The sequence below is a fragment of the Pseudoxanthomonas mexicana genome (assembly GCF_010093385.1).
GTDB classification, from domain to species: Bacteria; Pseudomonadota; Gammaproteobacteria; order Xanthomonadales; family Xanthomonadaceae; genus Pseudoxanthomonas_A; species Pseudoxanthomonas_A mexicana.
Window position 1 is genome coordinate 15,204 of sequence record NZ_PDWV01000044.1, and the last position, 17,710, is coordinate 32,913.

At 67.6% G+C, this 17,710-nt stretch carries 15 protein-coding genes; 8 read left to right on the forward strand and 7 right to left on the reverse strand.

Annotated elements, in window-relative coordinates; all coding sequences use genetic code 11:
* Nucleotides 1-87 precede the first annotated feature (87 nt).
* The 7 genes from CSC76_RS14495 (at nt 88) to CSC76_RS14525 (ending at nt 8,132) form a co-directional block, all read left to right on the forward strand.
* Nucleotides 88-1,203 carry a polyamine ABC transporter substrate-binding protein gene (locus CSC76_RS14495; RefSeq protein ID WP_162110708.1) on the forward strand — a complete coding sequence of 372 codons (1,116 nt, stop codon included), beginning with the start codon at nt 88-90 and terminating at the stop codon, nt 1,201-1,203.
* Between the two features lie 202 nt (nt 1,204-1,405).
* The gene (locus tag CSC76_RS14500) at nt 1,406-2,533 is read left to right on the forward strand and encodes a polyamine ABC transporter substrate-binding protein (RefSeq protein WP_162110709.1); all 1,128 of its coding nucleotides are present in this window, start codon (nt 1,406-1,408) and stop codon (nt 2,531-2,533) included.
* A 100-nt stretch (nt 2,534-2,633) separates the two neighbouring features.
* A complete protein-coding gene (locus CSC76_RS14505) occupies nt 2,634-3,770 on the forward strand; it encodes an ABC transporter ATP-binding protein (protein WP_162110710.1) in 1,137 nt (378 codons plus the stop codon).
* Entirely contained in the window at nt 3,767-4,681 is a 915-nt protein-coding gene (locus tag CSC76_RS14510) for an ABC transporter permease subunit (protein ID WP_185895671.1), read from the forward strand. Before CSC76_RS14505 ends, CSC76_RS14510 begins: the two co-directional genes overlap by 4 nt.
* Nucleotides 4,678-5,520 carry an ABC transporter permease subunit gene (locus tag CSC76_RS14515; RefSeq protein WP_162110711.1) on the forward strand — a complete coding sequence of 281 codons (843 nt, stop codon included), beginning with the start codon at nt 4,678-4,680 and terminating at the stop codon, nt 5,518-5,520. The genes CSC76_RS14510 and CSC76_RS14515 overlap by 4 nt, the downstream gene beginning before the upstream one ends.
* Before the next feature lie 258 nt (nt 5,521-5,778).
* Nucleotides 5,779-7,140, forward strand: coding sequence for an NAD-dependent succinate-semialdehyde dehydrogenase (locus CSC76_RS14520; protein ID WP_162110712.1), 1,362 nt, complete (start codon nt 5,779-5,781; stop codon nt 7,138-7,140).
* A gap of 131 nt (nt 7,141-7,271) precedes the next feature.
* Nucleotides 7,272-8,132 (forward strand): pirin family protein, encoded by an 861-nt coding sequence (locus tag CSC76_RS14525; protein WP_162110713.1) that lies wholly within the window; start codon nt 7,272-7,274, stop codon nt 8,130-8,132.
* Between the two features lie 39 nt (nt 8,133-8,171).
* On the opposite strand, the gene CSC76_RS14530 is transcribed toward CSC76_RS14525, so the two are convergent.
* The 5 genes from CSC76_RS14530 to CSC76_RS14550 form a co-directional block, all read right to left on the reverse strand.
* Nucleotides 8,172-8,630, reverse strand: coding sequence for a hypothetical protein (locus tag CSC76_RS14530; protein ID WP_162110714.1), 459 nt, complete (start codon nt 8,628-8,630; stop codon nt 8,172-8,174).
* Nucleotides 8,631-8,864: 234 nt separating this feature from the next.
* Nucleotides 8,865-9,587 (reverse strand): aquaporin Z, encoded by a 723-nt coding sequence (gene aqpZ, locus CSC76_RS14535; RefSeq protein ID WP_162110715.1) that lies wholly within the window; start codon nt 9,585-9,587, stop codon nt 8,865-8,867.
* A 146-nt stretch (nt 9,588-9,733) separates the two neighbouring features.
* Nucleotides 9,734-10,597 carry a pirin family protein gene (locus tag CSC76_RS14540; protein WP_162110716.1) on the reverse strand — a complete coding sequence of 288 codons (864 nt, stop codon included), beginning with the start codon at nt 10,595-10,597 and terminating at the stop codon, nt 9,734-9,736.
* Nucleotides 10,598-10,707: 110 nt separating this feature from the next.
* Nucleotides 10,708-11,373, reverse strand: a complete 666-nt coding sequence (gene nfi, locus CSC76_RS14545) for a deoxyribonuclease V (RefSeq protein ID WP_162110717.1) — start codon at nt 11,371-11,373, stop codon at nt 10,708-10,710.
* The gene (locus CSC76_RS14550; protein WP_162110718.1) at nt 11,370-11,906 is read right to left on the reverse strand and encodes a SixA phosphatase family protein; all 537 of its coding nucleotides are present in this window, start codon (nt 11,904-11,906) and stop codon (nt 11,370-11,372) included. The genes nfi and CSC76_RS14550 overlap by 4 nt, the downstream gene beginning before the upstream one ends.
* A gap of 121 nt (nt 11,907-12,027) precedes the next feature.
* On the opposite strand from CSC76_RS14550, the gene CSC76_RS14555 reads away from it, so the two are divergent.
* Nucleotides 12,028-13,578, forward strand: a complete 1,551-nt coding sequence (locus CSC76_RS14555) for a phospholipase D family protein (protein ID WP_162110719.1) — start codon at nt 12,028-12,030, stop codon at nt 13,576-13,578.
* A gap of 3 nt (nt 13,579-13,581) precedes the next feature.
* Here CSC76_RS14555 and CSC76_RS14560 read toward each other — a convergent pair whose 3' ends face one another.
* Together CSC76_RS14560 and mfd are read right to left on the reverse strand one after the other, a co-directional pair.
* Nucleotides 13,582-14,187 (reverse strand): HD-GYP domain-containing protein, encoded by a 606-nt coding sequence (locus CSC76_RS14560; protein ID WP_238394993.1) that lies wholly within the window; start codon nt 14,185-14,187, stop codon nt 13,582-13,584.
* Between the two features lie 70 nt (nt 14,188-14,257).
* On the reverse strand, nt 14,258-17,710 hold a 3,453-nt coding region (gene mfd / locus CSC76_RS14565; protein WP_162110720.1), incomplete at its 5' end, for a transcription-repair coupling factor.

Sequence of the window (17,710 nt, forward strand, 5' to 3'; positions counted from 1 at the left end):
ATGGCGCGGTCCGTGCGCTGCGTCACAGCGTCGCGGCCCGGGCGTATGATGTTTCCATCCCCCCGATCCTGTTCCATGGAGACCCCGATGAAGCTCAAGACCCTCACCGTCATGCTGGCCGCCGCCGCCCTGGCCGCCTGTGGCGGCAAGGACGAGAAGGCCGCCACAGGCGCGCCCTCCAAGACGCTCAACGTCTACAACTGGTCCGACTACATCGCCGAGGACACCATCCCCGAGTTCGAAAAGGCCACCGGCATCGCGGTGACCTACGACGTGTTCGACAGCGACGAGATGGTCGAGACCAAGTTGCTGGCCGGCAGCAGCGGCTACGACGTGGTGGTCCCCTCGCTGAGCTTCCTCGGCCGGCAGATCCAGGCCGGCGTGTTCCTGCCGCTGGACAAGAGCAAGATCCCCAACCTGAAGAACCTCGACCCGGCCATGCTCAAGCGCATCGAGCAGCAGGACCCGGGCAACCAGTACGCAGTGCCGTACCTGTGGGGCACCAGCGGCATCGGCTACAACGTGGACAAGATCAAGGCGATCTTCGGCGACACCGCCGTCACCGGCAGCTGGGACGTGGTGTTCAAGCCGGAAAACGCCGCCAAGCTGAAGGACTGCGGCATCACCGTGCTGGACACGCCGTCGGAGCTGATCCCGATCGCGCTGAACTACCTGGGCGAGGACCCGCACAGCTTCGATCCGGCCGTGATCGACAAGGCCGCCGCGCTGCTGAAGTCGATCCGTCCCTACATCCGCAACTTCCACTCGTCCTCGTACATCAACGACCTGGCCAACGGCGATGTCTGCCTGGTGGTCGGCTGGTCGGGCGACATCATCCAGGCGCGCGACCGCGCTGCCGAAGCGGGCAACGGCGTCAATGTCGCCTATTCCATCCCGAAGGAAGGCGCACCGCAGTGGTTCGACATGCTGGCCATCCCGAAGGATGCGAAGAACGTCGACAACGCCTACGCCTTCATCAACTATCTGCTCGACCCGAAGGTCGCGGCGGCCAACACCAACTACGTGACCTACCCGAACCCGGTACCGGCGTCGAAGCCGATGGTGGATCAGGCCATCGCCGAAGACCCGACGATCTACCCGCCGGCCGAGGTGGACGCGAAGCTCTTCACCTTCGCGGTCCTGCCGCCGGAGGTCGACCGGCAGTACACGCGGATCTGGACGGAACTGAAGACCGGACGCTGAAAATCACGAGGGCGCGTGCCATGACGGACGCGCCCTCTGTCATCGTGCCGCCACGACGTTACAGGCGGCACAAGGGGAGAGGGGAGACGGGGAGCACGACGGCACGGAACCGGCCATTGCAACGACAGCACGCCCGCGCCGGCCTGGTGGCGATGCGGGAACCACATCAAGCCGCCCTCGCGGGCCGAATGGAGAGAGATTGATGAAACTGCGCGTACTGGCAACCACCCTGGCCCTGTGTACCCTTGCGGCGTGCGGGAAGTCGGGCAGCGAAGGCGATACCGGGGCCCCCGCCGCGGGCGGCGCGAAGCAGGTCAACGTCTACAACTGGTCCGATTACATCGCCGAGGACACCATCCCGAATTTCGAGAAGCAGTCCGGCATCAGGGTCACCTACGACGTGTTCGACAGCAACGAAGTGCTGGAGACCAAGCTGCTGGCCGGCAGCAGCGGCTACGACGTGGTCGTGCCGACGATGAACTTCCTGGGCCGGCAGATCCAGGCGGGGGTGTTCCTGCCGCTGGACAAGAGCAAGATCCCCAACTACGCCAACCTGGACCCGGCCATCATGAAGCGCCTGGAGAACCAGGACCCGGGCAACCAGCACGCGATCCCCTACATGTGGGGCACCACCGGCATCGGCTACAACGTGGACAAGGTGAAGGCCGCGTTCGGCAACACCGACCTCGCCAGCAGCCTGGACATCGTGTTCAAGCCGGAGAACATCAGCAAGCTGAAGGACTGTGGCGTGACCTTCCTCGATACGCCATCGGAGATCATCCCGATCGCGCTGAACTATCTGGGCGAGGATCCCAACAGCCACGACCCGGCCGTGATCGACAAGGCGGCCGCGCTGCTGAAGACCATCCGCCCCTACATCACCAACTTCCATTCCTCGCAGTACATCGACGCCATGGCCAACGGCGACACCTGCCTGGTGATGGGCTGGTCCGGCGACATCATCCAGGCGCGCGACCGTGCCGTGGAGGCCAAGAACGGCGTCAACATCGCCTATGCCATTCCCAAGGAAGGTGCGCCGCAGTGGTTCGACATGCTGGCCATCCCCAAGGACGCCAAGCACGTGGATGAAGCCTATGCCTTCATCAACTATCTGCTCGACCCGCAGGTGATGGCCAACAATTCCAACTTCATCAGCTATCCCAACGCCATTCCCAAGGCGAAGGAACTGATGGACAAGGCCATCACCGGCGATCCGACCATCTATCCCACGCCCGAGGTGGAGGCCAAGCTGTTCACCTTCGCCATCATCCCGCCGGAAGTGGATCGCCAGTACACGCGCATCTGGACGGAACTGAAGACCGGCAAGTAAGCGCCGCCGCCGGGGCGGATGGCCTCCGTCCCGGGTCCGGTGGATCCACGCGATACATCAAAGTCGGCGCCGGCATGGCGCCGGCGACCAGGGGAGTTCCATGGCGGCAGAACAGGGCAATGGCGCGGCACCGAATGGCAAGGCGAGCGCGCAGGAGTATCTGCGCATCGTCGACGTGCGCAAGGAATTCGACGGCTTCGTCGCCGTGGACGACACCAACCTGACCATCCGCAAGGGCGAGATCTTCGCGCTGCTGGGCGGCTCGGGCAGCGGCAAGTCGACGCTGCTGCGCTGCCTGGCGGGCTTCGAGAAACCGACGTCCGGCAAGATCTACCTCGATGGCCAGCTGCTCAACGACCTGCCGCCGTACGAGCGGCCGCTCAACATGATGTTCCAGTCGTATGCGCTGTTCCCGCACATGACGGTGGAACAGAACATCGCCTTCGGCCTGAAGCAGGACGGCCTTTCGAAGGAGGCCATCAGGAAGCGCGTCGAGGAGATGCTGGCGCTGGTGCAGCTGGGCAAGCTGGCCAAGCGCAAGCCCCACCAGCTGTCCGGCGGCCAGCAACAGCGCGTCGCGCTGGCTCGGTCGCTGGCCAAGGGTCCGAAGCTGCTACTGCTGGACGAGCCGATGGGCGCGCTGGACAAGAAGCTGCGCTCGCAGATGCAGCTGGAACTGGTCAGCATCATCGAGAAATCCGGCGTGACCTGCGTGATGGTCACCCACGACCAGGAAGAGGCCATGACCATGGCCACCCGCATCGCGCTGATGGACCAGGGCTGGATCCGCCAGGTGGGCACGCCCGACGAGATCTACGAGCAGCCCACCAGCCGCTTCGCCGCCGAGTTCATCGGCTCGGTCAACCTGATCGAGGGCGTGGTGGAGGAGGACGAGGCCGACTACGTCACGATCCGCTCGCCGCAGCTGCCGGACCCCATTTACATCGGCCACGGCATCTCCGGCTTCGAAGGGCAGGAGGTCGGCTTCGCGGTGCGGCCGGAGAAGCTGGGCATCGGCAAGCAGGAGCCCGAACAGCCCCATAACAAGGCCAAGGGCGTGATCGAGGACATCGCCTACTTCGGCAGTCACTCGGTCTACCACGTGCGCCTGCCCAGCGGATACAAGTTCATGGCCAACTTCGCCAACGTGCAGCGCTGGGCCAGCGAAGGCCTCACCTGGAACGACGAGGTCTGGGTGTGGTGGGGCGACAACGACGGCGTGGTGCTGACCTCATGAACATCCTCCGCTCCCTGGGCAAGCGTCTGCCGGGGCCGCGCTGGGGCGTCATTTCGGTGCCCTATGTGTGGCTGCTGCTGTTCTTCGCCATCCCGTTCCTGATCGTGCTGAAGATCTCGTTCGCCAAGCTGGCGATCGCGATGCCGCCGTACACGCCCATCCTGGAGTACATCGACGAGGCGCTGACGCTCAAGCTCAACCTGGGCAACTACACGGCGCTGTTCACGGATTCGCAGTACATCCAGGCCTATCTCAGTTCCATCAAGATCGCGGCCATCTCCACCTTCCTGGCCCTGCTGGTCGCATACCCGATCGCCTACGTCATCGCGCGGCTGCCCCCCTCGACGCGCAACATCGCGATGATGCTGGTGGTGTTGCCGTCGTGGACGTCGTTCCTGATCCGCGTTTACGCCTGGATCGGCATCCTCAAGAACAACGGTCTGCTCAACAACCTGCTGATGAAGATCGGCATCATCGACGAGCCGCTGCAGATCCTGTACACGCCCATGGCCGCGTACATCGGCATCGTCTACTGCTACCTGCCGTTCATGGTGCTGCCGCTGTACACCAACCTGGTGAAACACGACCACCGCCTGCTGGAAGCCGCCTACGACCTGGGCGCGAAGCCTTGGAAGGCGTTCTTCACCATCACCCTGCCGCTGTCCAAGGCCGGCATCATCGCCGGCTGCATGCTGGTGATGATTCCGGCGGTGGGCGAGTTCGTCATTCCGGAGCTGCTCGGCGGCCCGGATACACTGATGATCGGTCGTGTGCTGTGGGGCGAGTTCTTCAACAACCGCGACTGGCCCGCGGCATCGGCGGTGGCCATCGTGATGCTGATCCTGTTGCTGATTCCCATCCTGATCTTCAACCGCGTGCAGCAGCGCGAGCTAGAAGGGAGGCTGACATGAGTCGTGTCGGACAACGCGCCGTCAACTGGACGGTGCTGGGGCTGGGCTTCGCCTTCCTGTACGTGCCGGTGTTCATCCTGATGGTGTACTCCTTCAACGAGTCGCGCCTGGCCACGGTCTGGTCCGGCTTTTCGTTCAAGTGGTACGGCGAGCTGTTCCGCGACGACAAGATGCTGCGCGCGGCGTGGATCAGCATCAAGGTGGCGTTCTGGACGGCGACCGCCGCGGTGGTGCTGGGCACCATGGCGGCGCTGGTGATGACGCGCATGCGCCGCTTTCCGGGCAAGACGCTGTTCGGGGCGCTGATCACCGCGCCGCTGGTGATGCCGGAAGTGATCATCGGCCTATCGATCCTGCTGATGTTCGTGTCGCTGGGCGAGTTCGTCGGCTTCAAACCCGGCGGCATCCTGTCCATCTGGATCGCGCACGTCACCTTCACCCTTGCGTTCGTCACCGTGGTGGTGTCTTCGCGTCTGTCCGAACTGGACAAGTCGCTGGAGGAGGCCGCGATGGACCTGGGGGCGAACCGGATCAAGGTGTTCTTCCTGATCACGCTGCCGATCATCGCGCCGGCGCTGGTCTCGGGCTGGCTGCTGGCCTTCACGCTGTCGCTGGACGACGTGGTGATCGCCAGTTTCGTCGCCGGACCCAGTTCCACCACGCTGCCGATCGAGGTGTTCTCGTCGGTGCGACGAGGGCTCAGCCCCAAGATCAACGCGCTGGCCACGCTGATGATCCTGGTGGTGAGCGTGGCCGCGTTCCTGGGGTGGTGGTTCATGTATCGCGAGGAGAAGCGTCGCCAGCGCGACGTGCAGCTGGCGTTGCAGGAGAACGGGTAGACCGCGAAAAGGCGTAGGCGGGCCACGTGCGGGCGCGCCCAGGACCTTTGCCCCGTCATCCCAGCGAAAGCTGGGATCCATCTTGCTTTTCTGTCTGGCGCGAGCGAGCTGTGCGCGAACGTCAACATGGGTCCCAGCGTACGCTGGGACGACGGCAGCGGACGTCCTGCGACGGTCGAGAAGTCCCGCCACGGCGCCATAACCTCGTCGCATCCACAATCCTTTTCTCGTCCGGCAAACCACGACTTAGAAGAAGCCATGACCGTCGAAACCATCAATCCCGCGACCGGCAAGGTCGAGTATCGCCACGAACTGATGACGGCCGCGCAGGTCGATGCCACGCTTGCGGCCGCGCAGCAGGCCTTTCCCGCATGGGCGGCGCTGTCGCTGGCCGAGCGCGGCAAGGTCCTGCGCGCGGTCGGCGTCGAGCTGCGCCGCCGCCGCGATGACATCCAGCGCATCATGACGGCGGAGATGGGCAAGCTGCGCAAGGAAGCCCTGGCCGAGGTCGACAAGTGCGCAGGTGCCTGCGACTACTACGCCGACCACGCGGCCGACTACCTGCACGACCAGCCCGTGTCCACGGACGGGCAGCGCAGCTACGTGCGCTACGAGCCGATCGGCTGCGTGCTGGCGGTGATGCCGTGGAACTTCCCGATCTGGCAGGTGTTCCGTTTCCTTGCGCCGGCGCTGATGGCGGGCAACGTGGCGGTACTCAAGCACGCCAGCAACGTCCCGCGCTGTGCCGACGTGATCGCGGAGGTGCTGGCGGCGGCAGGGCTGCCGGCCGGGGTGTTCGGCGTGCTGCATATCGACAACGACCAGGCGGCCGAGGTGATCCGCGACGCGCGCGTCGCCGCCGTGACGTTGACCGGTAGCGAGCGCGCGGGGCGCTCCGTCGCCGCCAATGCCGGCAGCCAGTTGAAGAAGAGCGTGATGGAACTGGGCGGCAGCGATGCCTTCATCGTGCTGGACGATGCCGATCTCGACAAGACCGTCGCGGGCGCGGTGGCCTCGCGCTTCGGCAATGCTGGCCAGACCTGCATCGCGGCCAAGCGCTTCATCGTGCAGGAAGGCATCGCGGATGAATTCGTGAAGCGCTTCGTGGAGGCTGCAGCCAAGCTGCGACTGGGTGATCCGCAGGACGACGCCACCACGCTGGCGCCGATGGCGCGGCAGGACCTGCGCGACGAGCTGCACAAACAGGTGCAGGCGAGCGTGGCCAAGGGCGCGAAGGTGCTGCTCGGCGGCGAACCCGATGCGTCGCCCGCCGGTTATCCGGCGTCGATCCTCGATGCGGTCGCGCCCGGCATGCCCGCCTACGAGGAGGAACTGTTCGGCCCGGTCGCGAGCATCCTGCGCGTGAAGGACGATGCCGAAGCCGTGCGGGTCGCCAATGACACCACCTTCGGTCTGGGCGGCAGCGTGTGGACCCGGGACGTGGACCGTGGCGACCGGATCGCGCGCCAGCTGCAGGTGGGTGCGGCCTTCGTCAATGCCATCGTGCGCAGCGACGTGCGATTGCCGTTCGGCGGCACCAAGCGCTCCGGCTTCGGTCGCGAACTGGCGGAGCACGGCATCCACGAGTTCATGAACATCAAGTCGGTCTACATCGCCTGATTGATCCGCAGGAGAGCCCGGGGGCGCCCCTGCAACGATTGTCCGCTTCGATGGAACGGATGGTTACGTCGGCCGCCGTTCCTAAGCCGCCATGCCGGTGCCATCTTGTCGGCAGTTGAACTGGAGGCGCCATGAGCACCCTGACCGATACCACCCCTGCCCGCGTGATCCGTACCGTACGCGGCCGACCCACGTCCGATGGCGCGGGCGTCAAGCTCACGCGCGTGATCGGCGGTCCCGACCTGCCCGACCTGGACCCGTTCCTGCTGCTGGACGAGTTCGGCACGGACAAGGCCGAGGACTACATCGCCGGCTTCCCCGAACATCCGCATCGCGGCTTCGAAACCGTCACCTACATGCTCGATGGCCGCATGCGCCATCGCGACAACCATGGCAACGAAGGCCTGCTGACGCCGGGCGCCGTGCAGTGGATGACGGCCGGGCGCGGACTGGTGCATTCGGAGATGCCGGAACAGGAGTCCGGGCGCATGCGCGGGTTCCAGCTGTGGGTGAACCTGCCCGCACGCGAGAAGATGACGGCGCCGAAGTACCAGGAGTTCGCTCCGGATCGCATTCCTGTTGCCAAGCCGGCGGCAGGCGTGGCGGTGAAGGTGATCGCAGGCCGTGTCGGTGACGTGCAGGGCCCGATTTCGCAGCCTGCCACCGATCCGGTGTATCTCGACATCGCGCTCGATGCGGGCAAGGCGTGGGAGTACGCATTGCCGGCTGGGCATAACGCGTTTGCCTACGTGTTCGAAGGTGCGCTCACGGTGGGTGAGGGTGACGAAGCGCGACCGCTGGATACCCACGAAATGGGCGTGCTCGGTGGCGGCGAAGTGCTGCAGGTGCGTGCAGGCAGTCGTCCTGCGCGTGTGATCGTGGTCGCAGGCCGTCCGCTGCGCGAACCGGTGATGCGCCACGGCCCGTTCGTCATGAACACCCGGCAGGAACTGATGCAGGCCTTCGTGGATTTCCAGGAAGGCCGTTTCTGAGAGAGGTAGCGGGCCGCGATGCCTTCCCGGCCCGCGCCATCAGTTGCCCGCGGAAAGCTGCGCGCTGGTGGCGCGCACGTCGAGCTGCTCGGTCAGTGCGAGCAGCGAGCCCAGCTCCTCGGCCGATTCGGCATTGATCCAGACCTGTGCATAGCGGTCGTTGTCGAGTTCGACCACGGTGATGCGGCGGGACTGCATGCCCGGCATGTCGCGGCCACCGAGGTCCAGCCGGTACCAGTACACGTCCTCGCCGGAGAACGTGCCTTCCTCTTCGCGCAGGCGACGTTCCAGGCTGATCCTGGGATCGCGCGAGGTCAGCATCACGTTGAGCACCTGGCGTCCGTCGGCGGTGACCGCCTTGCAGGCGATGAAGGTGGTGTCCACACGCTGTTCCCACTGCAGGCCCGCACTGGCGGGCAGGGTGGGGCAGGGCGGCGCTTCCTGCGACCACGCGGAGGTGGAGGCCAGCAGGAGGCAGGCGGCGATCAAGGTCTTCATGCGGTGTCCCCTTGGTTGGTCGCCCGGAAGGCGTTCTGCGAGTCTTCCGAACACCGCGACGGGCCTGCGGCCCCGTTCCGTCCCTTGCTGTCCCCGGTGTCGGTTGCCGTGTTCCCCCGGCAATGGTCGGACCTTAGCCCATGCTGCGCCGCAGAACAACGCTGCCGGTTCCGGAAGCGCATGTGAGGCAGGGAAAACGCGTTGCCCGGCAGGGCCGGGCAACGTCGGCAGGCTTCAGCTGCGTTCCCGCCCCAGCCAGCCGTACAGCATGCCGCCGATCAGGCCACCCAGCACCGGAGCCAGCCAGAACAGCCACAGCTGGCCGATGGCGGCGGGCCCGGCGAACACCGCGACGGCGGTCGAGCGTGCCGGGTTCACGGACGTGTTGGTGACCGGGATGCTGATCAGGTGGATCAGGGTCAGGGCCAGGCCGATGGCGATGGGAGCGAAGCCCGCCGGCGCGCGCCCGTGGGTGGACCCCATGATGACGATCAGGAAGAACGCGGTGAGCACCACTTCCGTCAGGAAGGCGGCGGCGATGGAATAGCCCCCGGGCGACATCGCCCCGTACCCGTTGCTGGCGAACGCGCCGGCGGCGTTGGGGTCCACCGCGAACGCCGGCTGCCCGCTGGCGATCTGCCACAGGATGAAGCCCGCCGCGATGCCGCCGGCGACCTGCGCCACCACGTAGGGCAGCAGTTCTTTCGCGGAGAAACGGCCACCGGCCCACAGGCCCACGCTGACCGCCGGGTTGAAGTGTCCGCCCGAGATGTGGCCGAACGCATAGGCGCCGGTCAGCACGGTCAGGCCGAACGCCAGCGCCACACCCAGGAAGCCGATGCCCAGCGGATTGCCGTCACCGCCGAAATGTGCGGCCAGTACGGCGCTGCCGCAGCCGCCCAGGACCAGCCAGAACGTCCCCAGGAATTCCGCCGCGAGTTTCTTCGTCAGACTCATGCCAGCCCCCAATGCGTGCGTGCCCCGTCACATGACGGTGGGCGCACGATAGCGGAACCGGAACGGCACAGGTGTTTGCTTTGCGTTAGCCGCCCATGCTTCAAACGCGACTGAAGTAAAACTCACATTTAGCGTGCCGGCGCGGCTCAGCGCTCCGGCAGCGGAATGAACTCGGTCTCGCCCGGCACCTGGCCAAAGCGGCCCTCCAGCCAGTCCTGCTTGGCCTGGTCGATCCGCTCCTGCGAACTGGACACGAAGTTCCACCACATGTGGCGCGGCGCATCCAAGGGCTCGCCGCCGATCAGCAGGCCCTTCACCGGTGTCTTCGCCCGCAGCACCGGACGGCTGCCGCGGTCGAACACCACCAGATGCTTCTCCGGGATGTCGGCGCCATCGACCTGTGCGTCGCCTTCCAGCACGTACAGCGCCCGCTCGACATGGCCTGCGTCGATCTCCAGTTCGGCATCGGGTTGCAGGTCGACGGCCACATTGAAGGTGCCGCTGAAGACCTTCACCGGCGATTCCTCGCCGTAGGCGCGGCCGGCGATGACGCGCAGGCGCGCGCCGGCGCGCTCGACCACCGGCAGGGTGGCGGCCGCGTGGTGGTGGAACTCCGGTGCGACCTCCTCGTACGACTTCGGCAGCGCCACCCAGGTCTGCATGCCATGCACGTCGTGGCGGCCGGTGCGCACATCGGCAGGCGTGCGCTCGGAATGGGCGATGCCGCGGCCGGCGGTCATCCAGTTGACGTCGCCGGGCGCGATCACCTGCTCCGAGCCCAGCGTGTCGCGATGATGGATGGCGCCACTCCAGAGGAAGGTCACCGTCGCCAGGCCGATGTGCGGATGCGGGCGCACGTCGATGCCGCGCCCCGGCTCGAACACGGCCGGCCCCATGTGGTCGACGAACACGAACGGCCCCACGCTGCGGGCCTGCAGGCTGGGAACGGCGCGGCGGACGTTGAAGCCGCCGCCCAGGTCGTGCACGCGCGGCGCGATGATCGTGGTCATGTCATGTCCTTGTTGGATGGCCCGCAGCATCGCATGGGCCGATGCCGGACCCGACGACGATACGGAAACGGTCCGTTGCGCGTCATCCCCCATCCGGGCAGGCAAGGCGGTCAGTCGCGGCGCGAGGCCAGGCGATCCGCCAGACGGGTGGGTTCGGGCAGGCGGTAGCCGCGCAGTGTGCGCAGGACGGCGTCCAGCGCGCCCTGCATGGACACGCGATGACCCGGCGAGACGAACAGCGGGTTGCAGCGCACCTTGCTGCGCAGGGCCCAGCCGATCTGTTCGCCGCGATGGAGCAGCGGCACATGTTCGCCGGCCAGTGCACCCAGCGGATCGTGCCGTCCGCACAGCACGTTCTTGGCCACGCCGATGCTGGGCAGGCCGGTCACCACGCCGAAATGCGCGGCAATGCCCAGTCGCCGCGGATGCGCGATGCCGTGGCCATCCACGAACACCAGGTCCGGCGTGTGCGGCAGGCGCTCGAGCGCGGCGACCAGGGCCGGCAGTTCGCGAAAGCTCAACAGCCCCGGGACATACGGCATCGAAGTGGGCACGCGCACGACCTCGGTCGCGACCGGCTGCAGCGTATCGGCGGCCAGCAGCACGGCGGCGGCGCGGGTGATGGCACCGGCGTCCTCGAACCCGACATCGAATCCGCCCAGCCAGCGCGATGCTTCAGGCGCGTCGTCGCGCAGCATCACCTCCGCGGCCAGGCGTTGCTGCACCCGGCGTGCATCGGCGGCACTGCCGTCCCAGTCGCCGAACAGGCCGCTCATGGCCGCGACGAGGCGCCGTACCGCTGCATTTCCAGCGACGCGCGGCCGTCCGCAGCGAAGCGCACGATGGAAATGCGGTCGTACTCGGTGTCGTCCATCGGCACAGTGGCACAGGCACACAGCGCCGCCACCAGGTCCGGCACGGTGTTGCTGTGGCCGACGACCAGCACGGTGCCCGCATCGTGCGCCTGGCGCCACTGCGCGGCGACCTCGGCCGCGGGACCGCGTGCGAAGTACGCCTGCACCGGCACGCCGTGCAGCGCGGCGGCCGGCTGCGCGGTCTGCTGGGTGCGGCGGAACTCGGTGGCATAGGTGGCCACCAGCGGCGCGTCGCGCAGGCGTTCGGCCAGCGCAGTCGCGCGTGCCCGTCCTGCGGCGGACAGTCCGGGATCCTCCGGATCGTCGGTCGCCTTCTCGGCGTGGCGCACCACCACGAAGGTCAGCGGCGCGGTATCCCGCGGCACCGTGGTGCCGCATGCGACCAACAGGTGTACCAGCAGCAGGGCGAGGAGAACGCGGAACCGTCGCGGCATACGCAGGGGATCCTGGGACAAGGGTGAGTGCCGAGCGTGCAATGCGGGCAGGACCGGTGCAAGCGGCATCGTCACGGGTTGGCCGCTACGATAGGGCTAGGTCCTTGAAGAAGGGGAGACCATGCGCAAGTGGCTGCGCCGGCTGGGCATTGCGGTGGTGCTGATGGCGGTGGCGTCGGCGACGGCGTTGTACAGCTACGGACGCTTCGCCGAGGCGGCAAGGGGGCCGGCCTCGCATGCGCTGCCGACCGCGGCCGATGCCACCGCGCTCGACCGCGCCGTCGCGCCCCTGCTGCGCGCGCATCCCGGGCGCAGCGGCATGGCGCTGCTGGCCGACAACCTGGATGCCTTCACCGTGCGTGCGGCCAGCGCACGCGCCGCGGGGCGCAGCCTGGACCTCCAGTACTACATCTGGAACCACGACTTCACCGGCAACCTGCTGGGCTACGAGGTGCTGCGCGCGGCCGACCGCGGCGTGCGCGTGCGCCTGCTGCTGGACGACATGACCGCGCATGGCAAGGATTCTCACCTGGCCGCGCTGGATGCCCACCCCAACATCGAAGTGCGCCTGTTCAATCCCTCGCGCAGCCGCGCCGGCGTGCTGGGGCGGGCCAGCGAAATGCTGCTGCGCCCGGTGGCGATGAACCGTCGCATGCACAACAAGGCCTGGATCGCCGACGGCCGGGTGGCAGTGGTGGGCGGACGCAACGTGGGCGACGAGTATTTCGATGCCGCCGCGCAGACCAACTTTCTCGACCTGGACGCGGTGCTGGTGGGCCCGGCGGTGCGGCAGACGGCGGCGATCTTCGACGACTTCTGGAACAGCGCCTCGGTCATTCCGCTCGCCGCGCTGTCCAGGTCGGAAGAGGGCGCGCTGGCGCGACTGCGTGCGCATGGCGACGCCGGCTATCGTTCCACGCGCGCCGCCGACTATGTCGCGCGCCTGCGAAGCAGCCCCGGATTGCCGGCGCTGGTGGGTGGAAACGCGCTTCACTGGCTGGATGAGGTGGGCGTGTACTCGGATCCCGCAGCCAAAGGACAGGGCGAAGGCAAGGCGCAATGGCTGGTCCACCGGCTGGGCAGGGCGATGGGCCTGGCGAAGCGCGAGTTGCGGGTGATCTCGCCGTACTTCGTGCCCGGCGAGGAGGGGACGCGCTGGCTGGTAGGCAAACGCGCGCAGGGCGTCGACGTGAGCGTGCTGACCAATTCGCTGGCGGCCAACGACGTGATGGCCGTGCACGGCGGCTACGCGCCGTACCGGGTTCCGCTGCTGGAGGGCGGCGTGACCCTGTACGAACTGATGCCGCACGGGCGGCAGGACAGCAGCCTGTTCGGGTCCAGCGGCGCCAGCCTGCACACCAAGGCATTCGCGGTGGATGCAGAGCGCGGCTTCATCGGGTCGTTCAACCTCGACCCGCGTTCGGTCAACCTCAACACCGAGATGGGCATCCTGTTCCGCGACCGCGCCGCCACCGCGGCACTGCTGCGCAGCTACGAGGCGAAGATCGCGCCGGACAAGAGCTATCGCGTGCGCCTGCTCGACGGCGAACTGCGTTGGGACGATGCATCCGTTGTGCCGCCGCGTACCTGGGACCGCGAGCCGGAGGCCAGCGCATGGCGCCGCTGGACCGCCCGCGCCGTGGGCTGGCTGCCGATCGAATCGCAGCTGTAGCGCTCAGGCCTCGCGCAGGTCGGCGTTGCGCATCAGCTGTTCGAACACGCGGAAGACCTCGGGGTCGATCTTGTGGTGCTGCTCGGCGTGCAGGATGCGCATCGCCGTTTCGTGGCTGCGGGCGTCGGCATACGTGCGGCGCGTGGTCATCGCATCGTAGCTGTCGGCCACGCGCAGCAGGCGCGCGCCCAGCGGGATGGCGTCGCCGGCCAGTCCGTCGGGATAGCCGCTGCCGTCCATGGCTTCGTGATGATGGCGGATCAGCGTGGCGACCTCCGAGGCATGCGCATGGCCGCTGGCCAGGAAGATGCGCTCGCCCAGTTCGCTGTGCGCGCGGATGGCCGGCCAGTCGTCGTCGGGCACCGTGCCCGGATGCAGCAGCACGCGGTCGGGCACGCCGATCTTGCCCACGTCGTGGAAGTGCGCCGCCAGCTCCAGCTGCTCCAGTTGGGCGGGCTCCAGGTCGAAGCACTGGCCCAGCGCCCGTGCGATGCGCCCGGTGCGGTCGCAGTGCCCGCGCGTATAGGCGTCGCGCACCTCGATCGCCAGTGCCAGCGACTCCATCGAGCAGGCGATGTCGCCGAAGTCGGGGGAAGGATCGAAGCTCACGGCGTGGCGACCTGGGACGGGACGTGGGACAGGGTGGCGGAAAGCCGGAAGGCAGGCAAGGCGGTCGTCCTCATGGGGTCAGCGTCGCCAGCAGCGCTTTCGCCGCATTGAAGCGGTCCGGCGCGTCCGGCAGCGGAACCTTGATGCGCAGCTTGTCCGGCCCGTCCATCGCATAGAGCCTGGGCTGTTTCTGGATCAGCTGGATCACCGCCATCGGGTCGATGTTTGGCTTGCTCTCGAACACGATGCGGCCACCGTGCTCGCCCAGTTCCAGCTTGCGGATGCCCAGTGCATTCGCCGCCAGCTTCAGCTCGGCCGTGGCGAAGAGGTACTTCGCCGGATCGGGCAGCAGGCCGAAGCGGTCGATCATCTCCACCTGCAGGTCGCGCAGGTCCTCCTTGTCCGGCGCGCTGCTGATGCGCTTGTACAGGGTCAGGCGCGTGTGCACGTCGGGCAGGTAGTCTTCGGGGATCAACGCCGGTACGTTGAGTTCGACGTCGGCGCCACGCCGCTCCTGGCCCACGTCGACGTCGGGCAGGTGGCCGGCCTTGATGGAGCGCACCGCGCGTTCCAGCAGCTCGGTGTACAGGCTGAAGCCGACCTCGGCCATCTGCCCGCTCTGGTCTTCGCCCAGCAGCTCGCCGGCACCACGGATCTCCAGGTCGTGCGTGGCCAGGGTGAAGCCCGCACCCAGCTCGTCCATCGAGGCGATGGCCTCCAGCCGGCGCTGCGCGTCGGCGGTGATGCTGCGCTTGTCCGGTACCACCAGGTACGCGTAGCTGCGGTGGTGCGAACGACCCACGCGTCCGCGCAGCTGGTGCAGCTGCGCCAGGCCGAACTTGTCGGCGCGGTTCATGATGATGGTGTTGGCGTTGGGGATGTCGATGCCCGATTCGATGATGGTGGTGCACAGCAGTACGTTGAAGCGCTGCTTCTGGAAATCCAGCATCACCTGTTCCAGCTCGCGCTCGGGCATCTGTCCGTGCGCCACGCCGATGCGGGCTTCCGGCACCAGTTCCTGCAGCTCGCGCTGCATGCGGCCGATGCTCTCCACGTCGTTGTGCAGGAAGTACACCTGGCCGCCGCGCGACAGCTCGCGCTGGAAGGCCTCCTTCAGCAAGGCGTCGTCCCAGGGCGTGACGAAGGTCTGCACCGCCATGCGGTTGGCCGGGGGCGTGGCGATGATGGACAGGTCGCGCAGGCCGGCCATCGCCATGTTGAGCGTGCGCGGGATCGGCGTGGCGGTCAGCGTCAGCAGGTGGACGTTGGCGCGCAGCGCCTTCAGCGCTTCCTTCTGGCGCACGCCGAAGCGCTGCTCCTCGTCCACGATCACCAGGCCAAGGTCCTTGAACTTCACGTCCGGCTGCAGCAGGCGGTGGGTGCCGACGATGACGTCGAGTTTGCCTTCGGCGAGCTTCTGCAGTTCCGCCTTGATCTCCTTGGCGGTCTTGAAGCGGGACAGCACCTCGACCTTCAACGGCCAGTCGGCGAAGCGGTCGCGGAAGTTGCGGTAGTGCTGTTCGGCCAGCAGCGTCGTCGGCACCAGCACGGCGACCTGCTTGCCGGCGCTGGCGGCGGCGAAGGCCGCGCGCACGGCGACTTCGGTCTTGCCGAAACCCACGTCGCCGCAGACCACCCGATCCATCGGCTGGCTGGACTGCAGGTCGCGCAGCACCGCTTCGATGGCCGCACGCTGGTCGGGCGGCTCCTCGAACGGGAAGCCGGCGGCGAACGGCTCGTACATCGGCCGGTCCACGTGCAGTGCCAGGCCCGCACGCGCCTGGCGGCGTGCCTGGATCTCCAGCAGTTCCGCCGCCACGTCGCGCACCTTTTCGGCCGCTTTCTTCTTCGCCTTCGCCCAGGCTTCGCCGCCGAGGGAATGCAGCGGTGCGGTTTCCGGCGAGGCGCCGGAGTAGCGGCTGATCAGGTGCAGCTGCGCGACCGGCACGTACAGGCGGTCGCCTTTCGCGTATTCGATCTCCAGGAACTCGCCCGGCATGCCGCCCACGTCCATCGCGATCAGGCCGCGATAGCGACCCACGCCGTGGTCCTCGTGGACGATGGGCGCGCCCTCGGTCAGCTCGCCGAGGTCACGGATGATGGCTTCGGGTTCGCGGCCGGTGCGCCTGCGGCGATGCGCCTGGGTGGCGCGCTCGGGGAACAGCTGCCGTTCGGTGAGCACCGCGATGCGCGGGTCGTTGAGCGCGAAGCCGTCTTCCAGCGGTGCCACGGTGATGGCGAACCGGTCGCGTCCGGTACGGAACGCGGTGAAGTCCGCCAGGACCTCGGGGACGAGCGCAGCGGCCTGCAGCACCTCCAGCAGCGCCTCGCGCCGGCCCGGGGAATCGGAGGCGATCAGGACGCGGCCGGGATAGTGGCCGAGGAACGACTTCAGCGCTTCGCCCGCGGGCGCATCCTTCGCCGCCACCGGCAGGGGCGGCAGCGGCTGATCGCCCAGCGGCAGCGCATCCCCATGGCGGCTGTGCTGCGGACCGCAGACCTCCACCCGCTGGCGCTGGTTGAGGCGCTCGCGCAGGCTGTCCGGCGACAGGTAAAGCTCGTCCGGCGGCAGCAGCGGACGCTCGATGTCGTGGCGGCGCTGCTCGTAGCGGTTGCGCGTCTGCGCCCAGAACGCTTCCGCCGCTTCGCCGAAGCCGTCGGTCAGTACCGGCAGCGCGTCGGCGTGCAGGTAATCGAACAGCGTGGAGGTGGCATCGAAGAACAGCGGCAGGTAGTACTCCACGCCCGCCGGCGCCAGGCCCGATTTCAGGTCCTGGTACAGCGCGCTGCGGCGCGTGTCCACGTCGAAGCGGTCGCGCAGCAGGGTCATCGCGCGTTCGACCGAGCGCTCGTCCAGCGGCACCTCGCGGCCCGGCAGCAGCTGCACCGATTCCACCCGGTCCAGCGAACGCTGGCTTTCCGGGTCGAAGTGGCGGAGCGAATCGATGGTGTCGTCCAGCAGTTCGATGCGCAGCGGCGCGTCGGCGCCCATCGGGTAGACATCCAGCAGCCCGCCGCGCACGGCGAAATCGCCGGGGTCGAGCACCTGCGGCACGTGCCGGTAGCTGGCGGCCTCGAGGCGGCGCTTCTCGGCATCGAAGTCCAGCCGCTGGCCCATGCGGTAGTCGAAGCTGCCGCCGGCGATGTGCCTCAGCGGCGAGAGGCGCTGCATCAGCGTCTGCACCGGCACCACCACGATGCCTTTTTCCAGCGTGGGCAGGCGATGCAGGGCCGAGAGCCGTTGGGAGACGATGTCCGGATGCGGACTGAACTGGTCGTAGGGCAGGGTTTCCCAATCCGGGAACGCCACCACCGGCAGGTCGCCGGCGATGCCGAGCAGCGTGTGCAGGTCGGCTTCCAGCTGGTGCGCCTCGTGGTTGTCGCGGGCGACCACCAGCAGCGGGCCTTCGTGCGCGCGCGCAGCCGAGGCGATCGACCATGCCAGTGCCGTAGGCGAGGCGGGGGGGGGGGCGCCGCGCGGGGGGCGTGCGGGCGGCGGGGCGGTGGGGGGGGGGCGTCTGCT

What these genes read in the sequence shown, in the direction of transcription:
- CSC76_RS14555 (WP_162110719.1), top strand. Translation starts at nt 12,028, where the DNA reads ATGCGCAAGTGGCTGCGCCGGCTGGGCATTGCGGTGGTGCTGATGGCG.
- CSC76_RS14530 (WP_162110714.1), bottom strand. Translation starts at nt 8,630, where the DNA reads ATGAAGACCTTGATCGCCGCCTGCCTCCTGCTGGCCTCCACCTCCGCG.
- CSC76_RS14550 (WP_162110718.1), bottom strand. Translation starts at nt 11,906, where the DNA reads ATGCCGCGACGGTTCCGCGTTCTCCTCGCCCTGCTGCTGGTACACCTG.
- CSC76_RS14520 (WP_162110712.1), top strand. Translation starts at nt 5,779, where the DNA reads ATGACCGTCGAAACCATCAATCCCGCGACCGGCAAGGTCGAGTATCGC.
- CSC76_RS14510 (WP_185895671.1), top strand. Translation starts at nt 3,767, where the DNA reads ATGAACATCCTCCGCTCCCTGGGCAAGCGTCTGCCGGGGCCGCGCTGG.
- CSC76_RS14495 (WP_162110708.1), top strand. Translation starts at nt 88, where the DNA reads ATGAAGCTCAAGACCCTCACCGTCATGCTGGCCGCCGCCGCCCTGGCC.
- CSC76_RS14515 (WP_162110711.1), top strand. Translation starts at nt 4,678, where the DNA reads ATGAGTCGTGTCGGACAACGCGCCGTCAACTGGACGGTGCTGGGGCTG.
- CSC76_RS14505 (WP_162110710.1), top strand. Translation starts at nt 2,634, where the DNA reads ATGGCGGCAGAACAGGGCAATGGCGCGGCACCGAATGGCAAGGCGAGC.
- nfi (WP_162110717.1), bottom strand. Translation starts at nt 11,373, where the DNA reads ATGAGCGGCCTGTTCGGCGACTGGGACGGCAGTGCCGCCGATGCACGC.
- CSC76_RS14540 (WP_162110716.1), bottom strand. Translation starts at nt 10,597, where the DNA reads ATGACCACGATCATCGCGCCGCGCGTGCACGACCTGGGCGGCGGCTTC.
- CSC76_RS14525 (WP_162110713.1), top strand. Translation starts at nt 7,272, where the DNA reads ATGAGCACCCTGACCGATACCACCCCTGCCCGCGTGATCCGTACCGTA.
- aqpZ (WP_162110715.1), bottom strand. Translation starts at nt 9,587, where the DNA reads ATGAGTCTGACGAAGAAACTCGCGGCGGAATTCCTGGGGACGTTCTGG.
- CSC76_RS14500 (WP_162110709.1), top strand. Translation starts at nt 1,406, where the DNA reads ATGAAACTGCGCGTACTGGCAACCACCCTGGCCCTGTGTACCCTTGCG.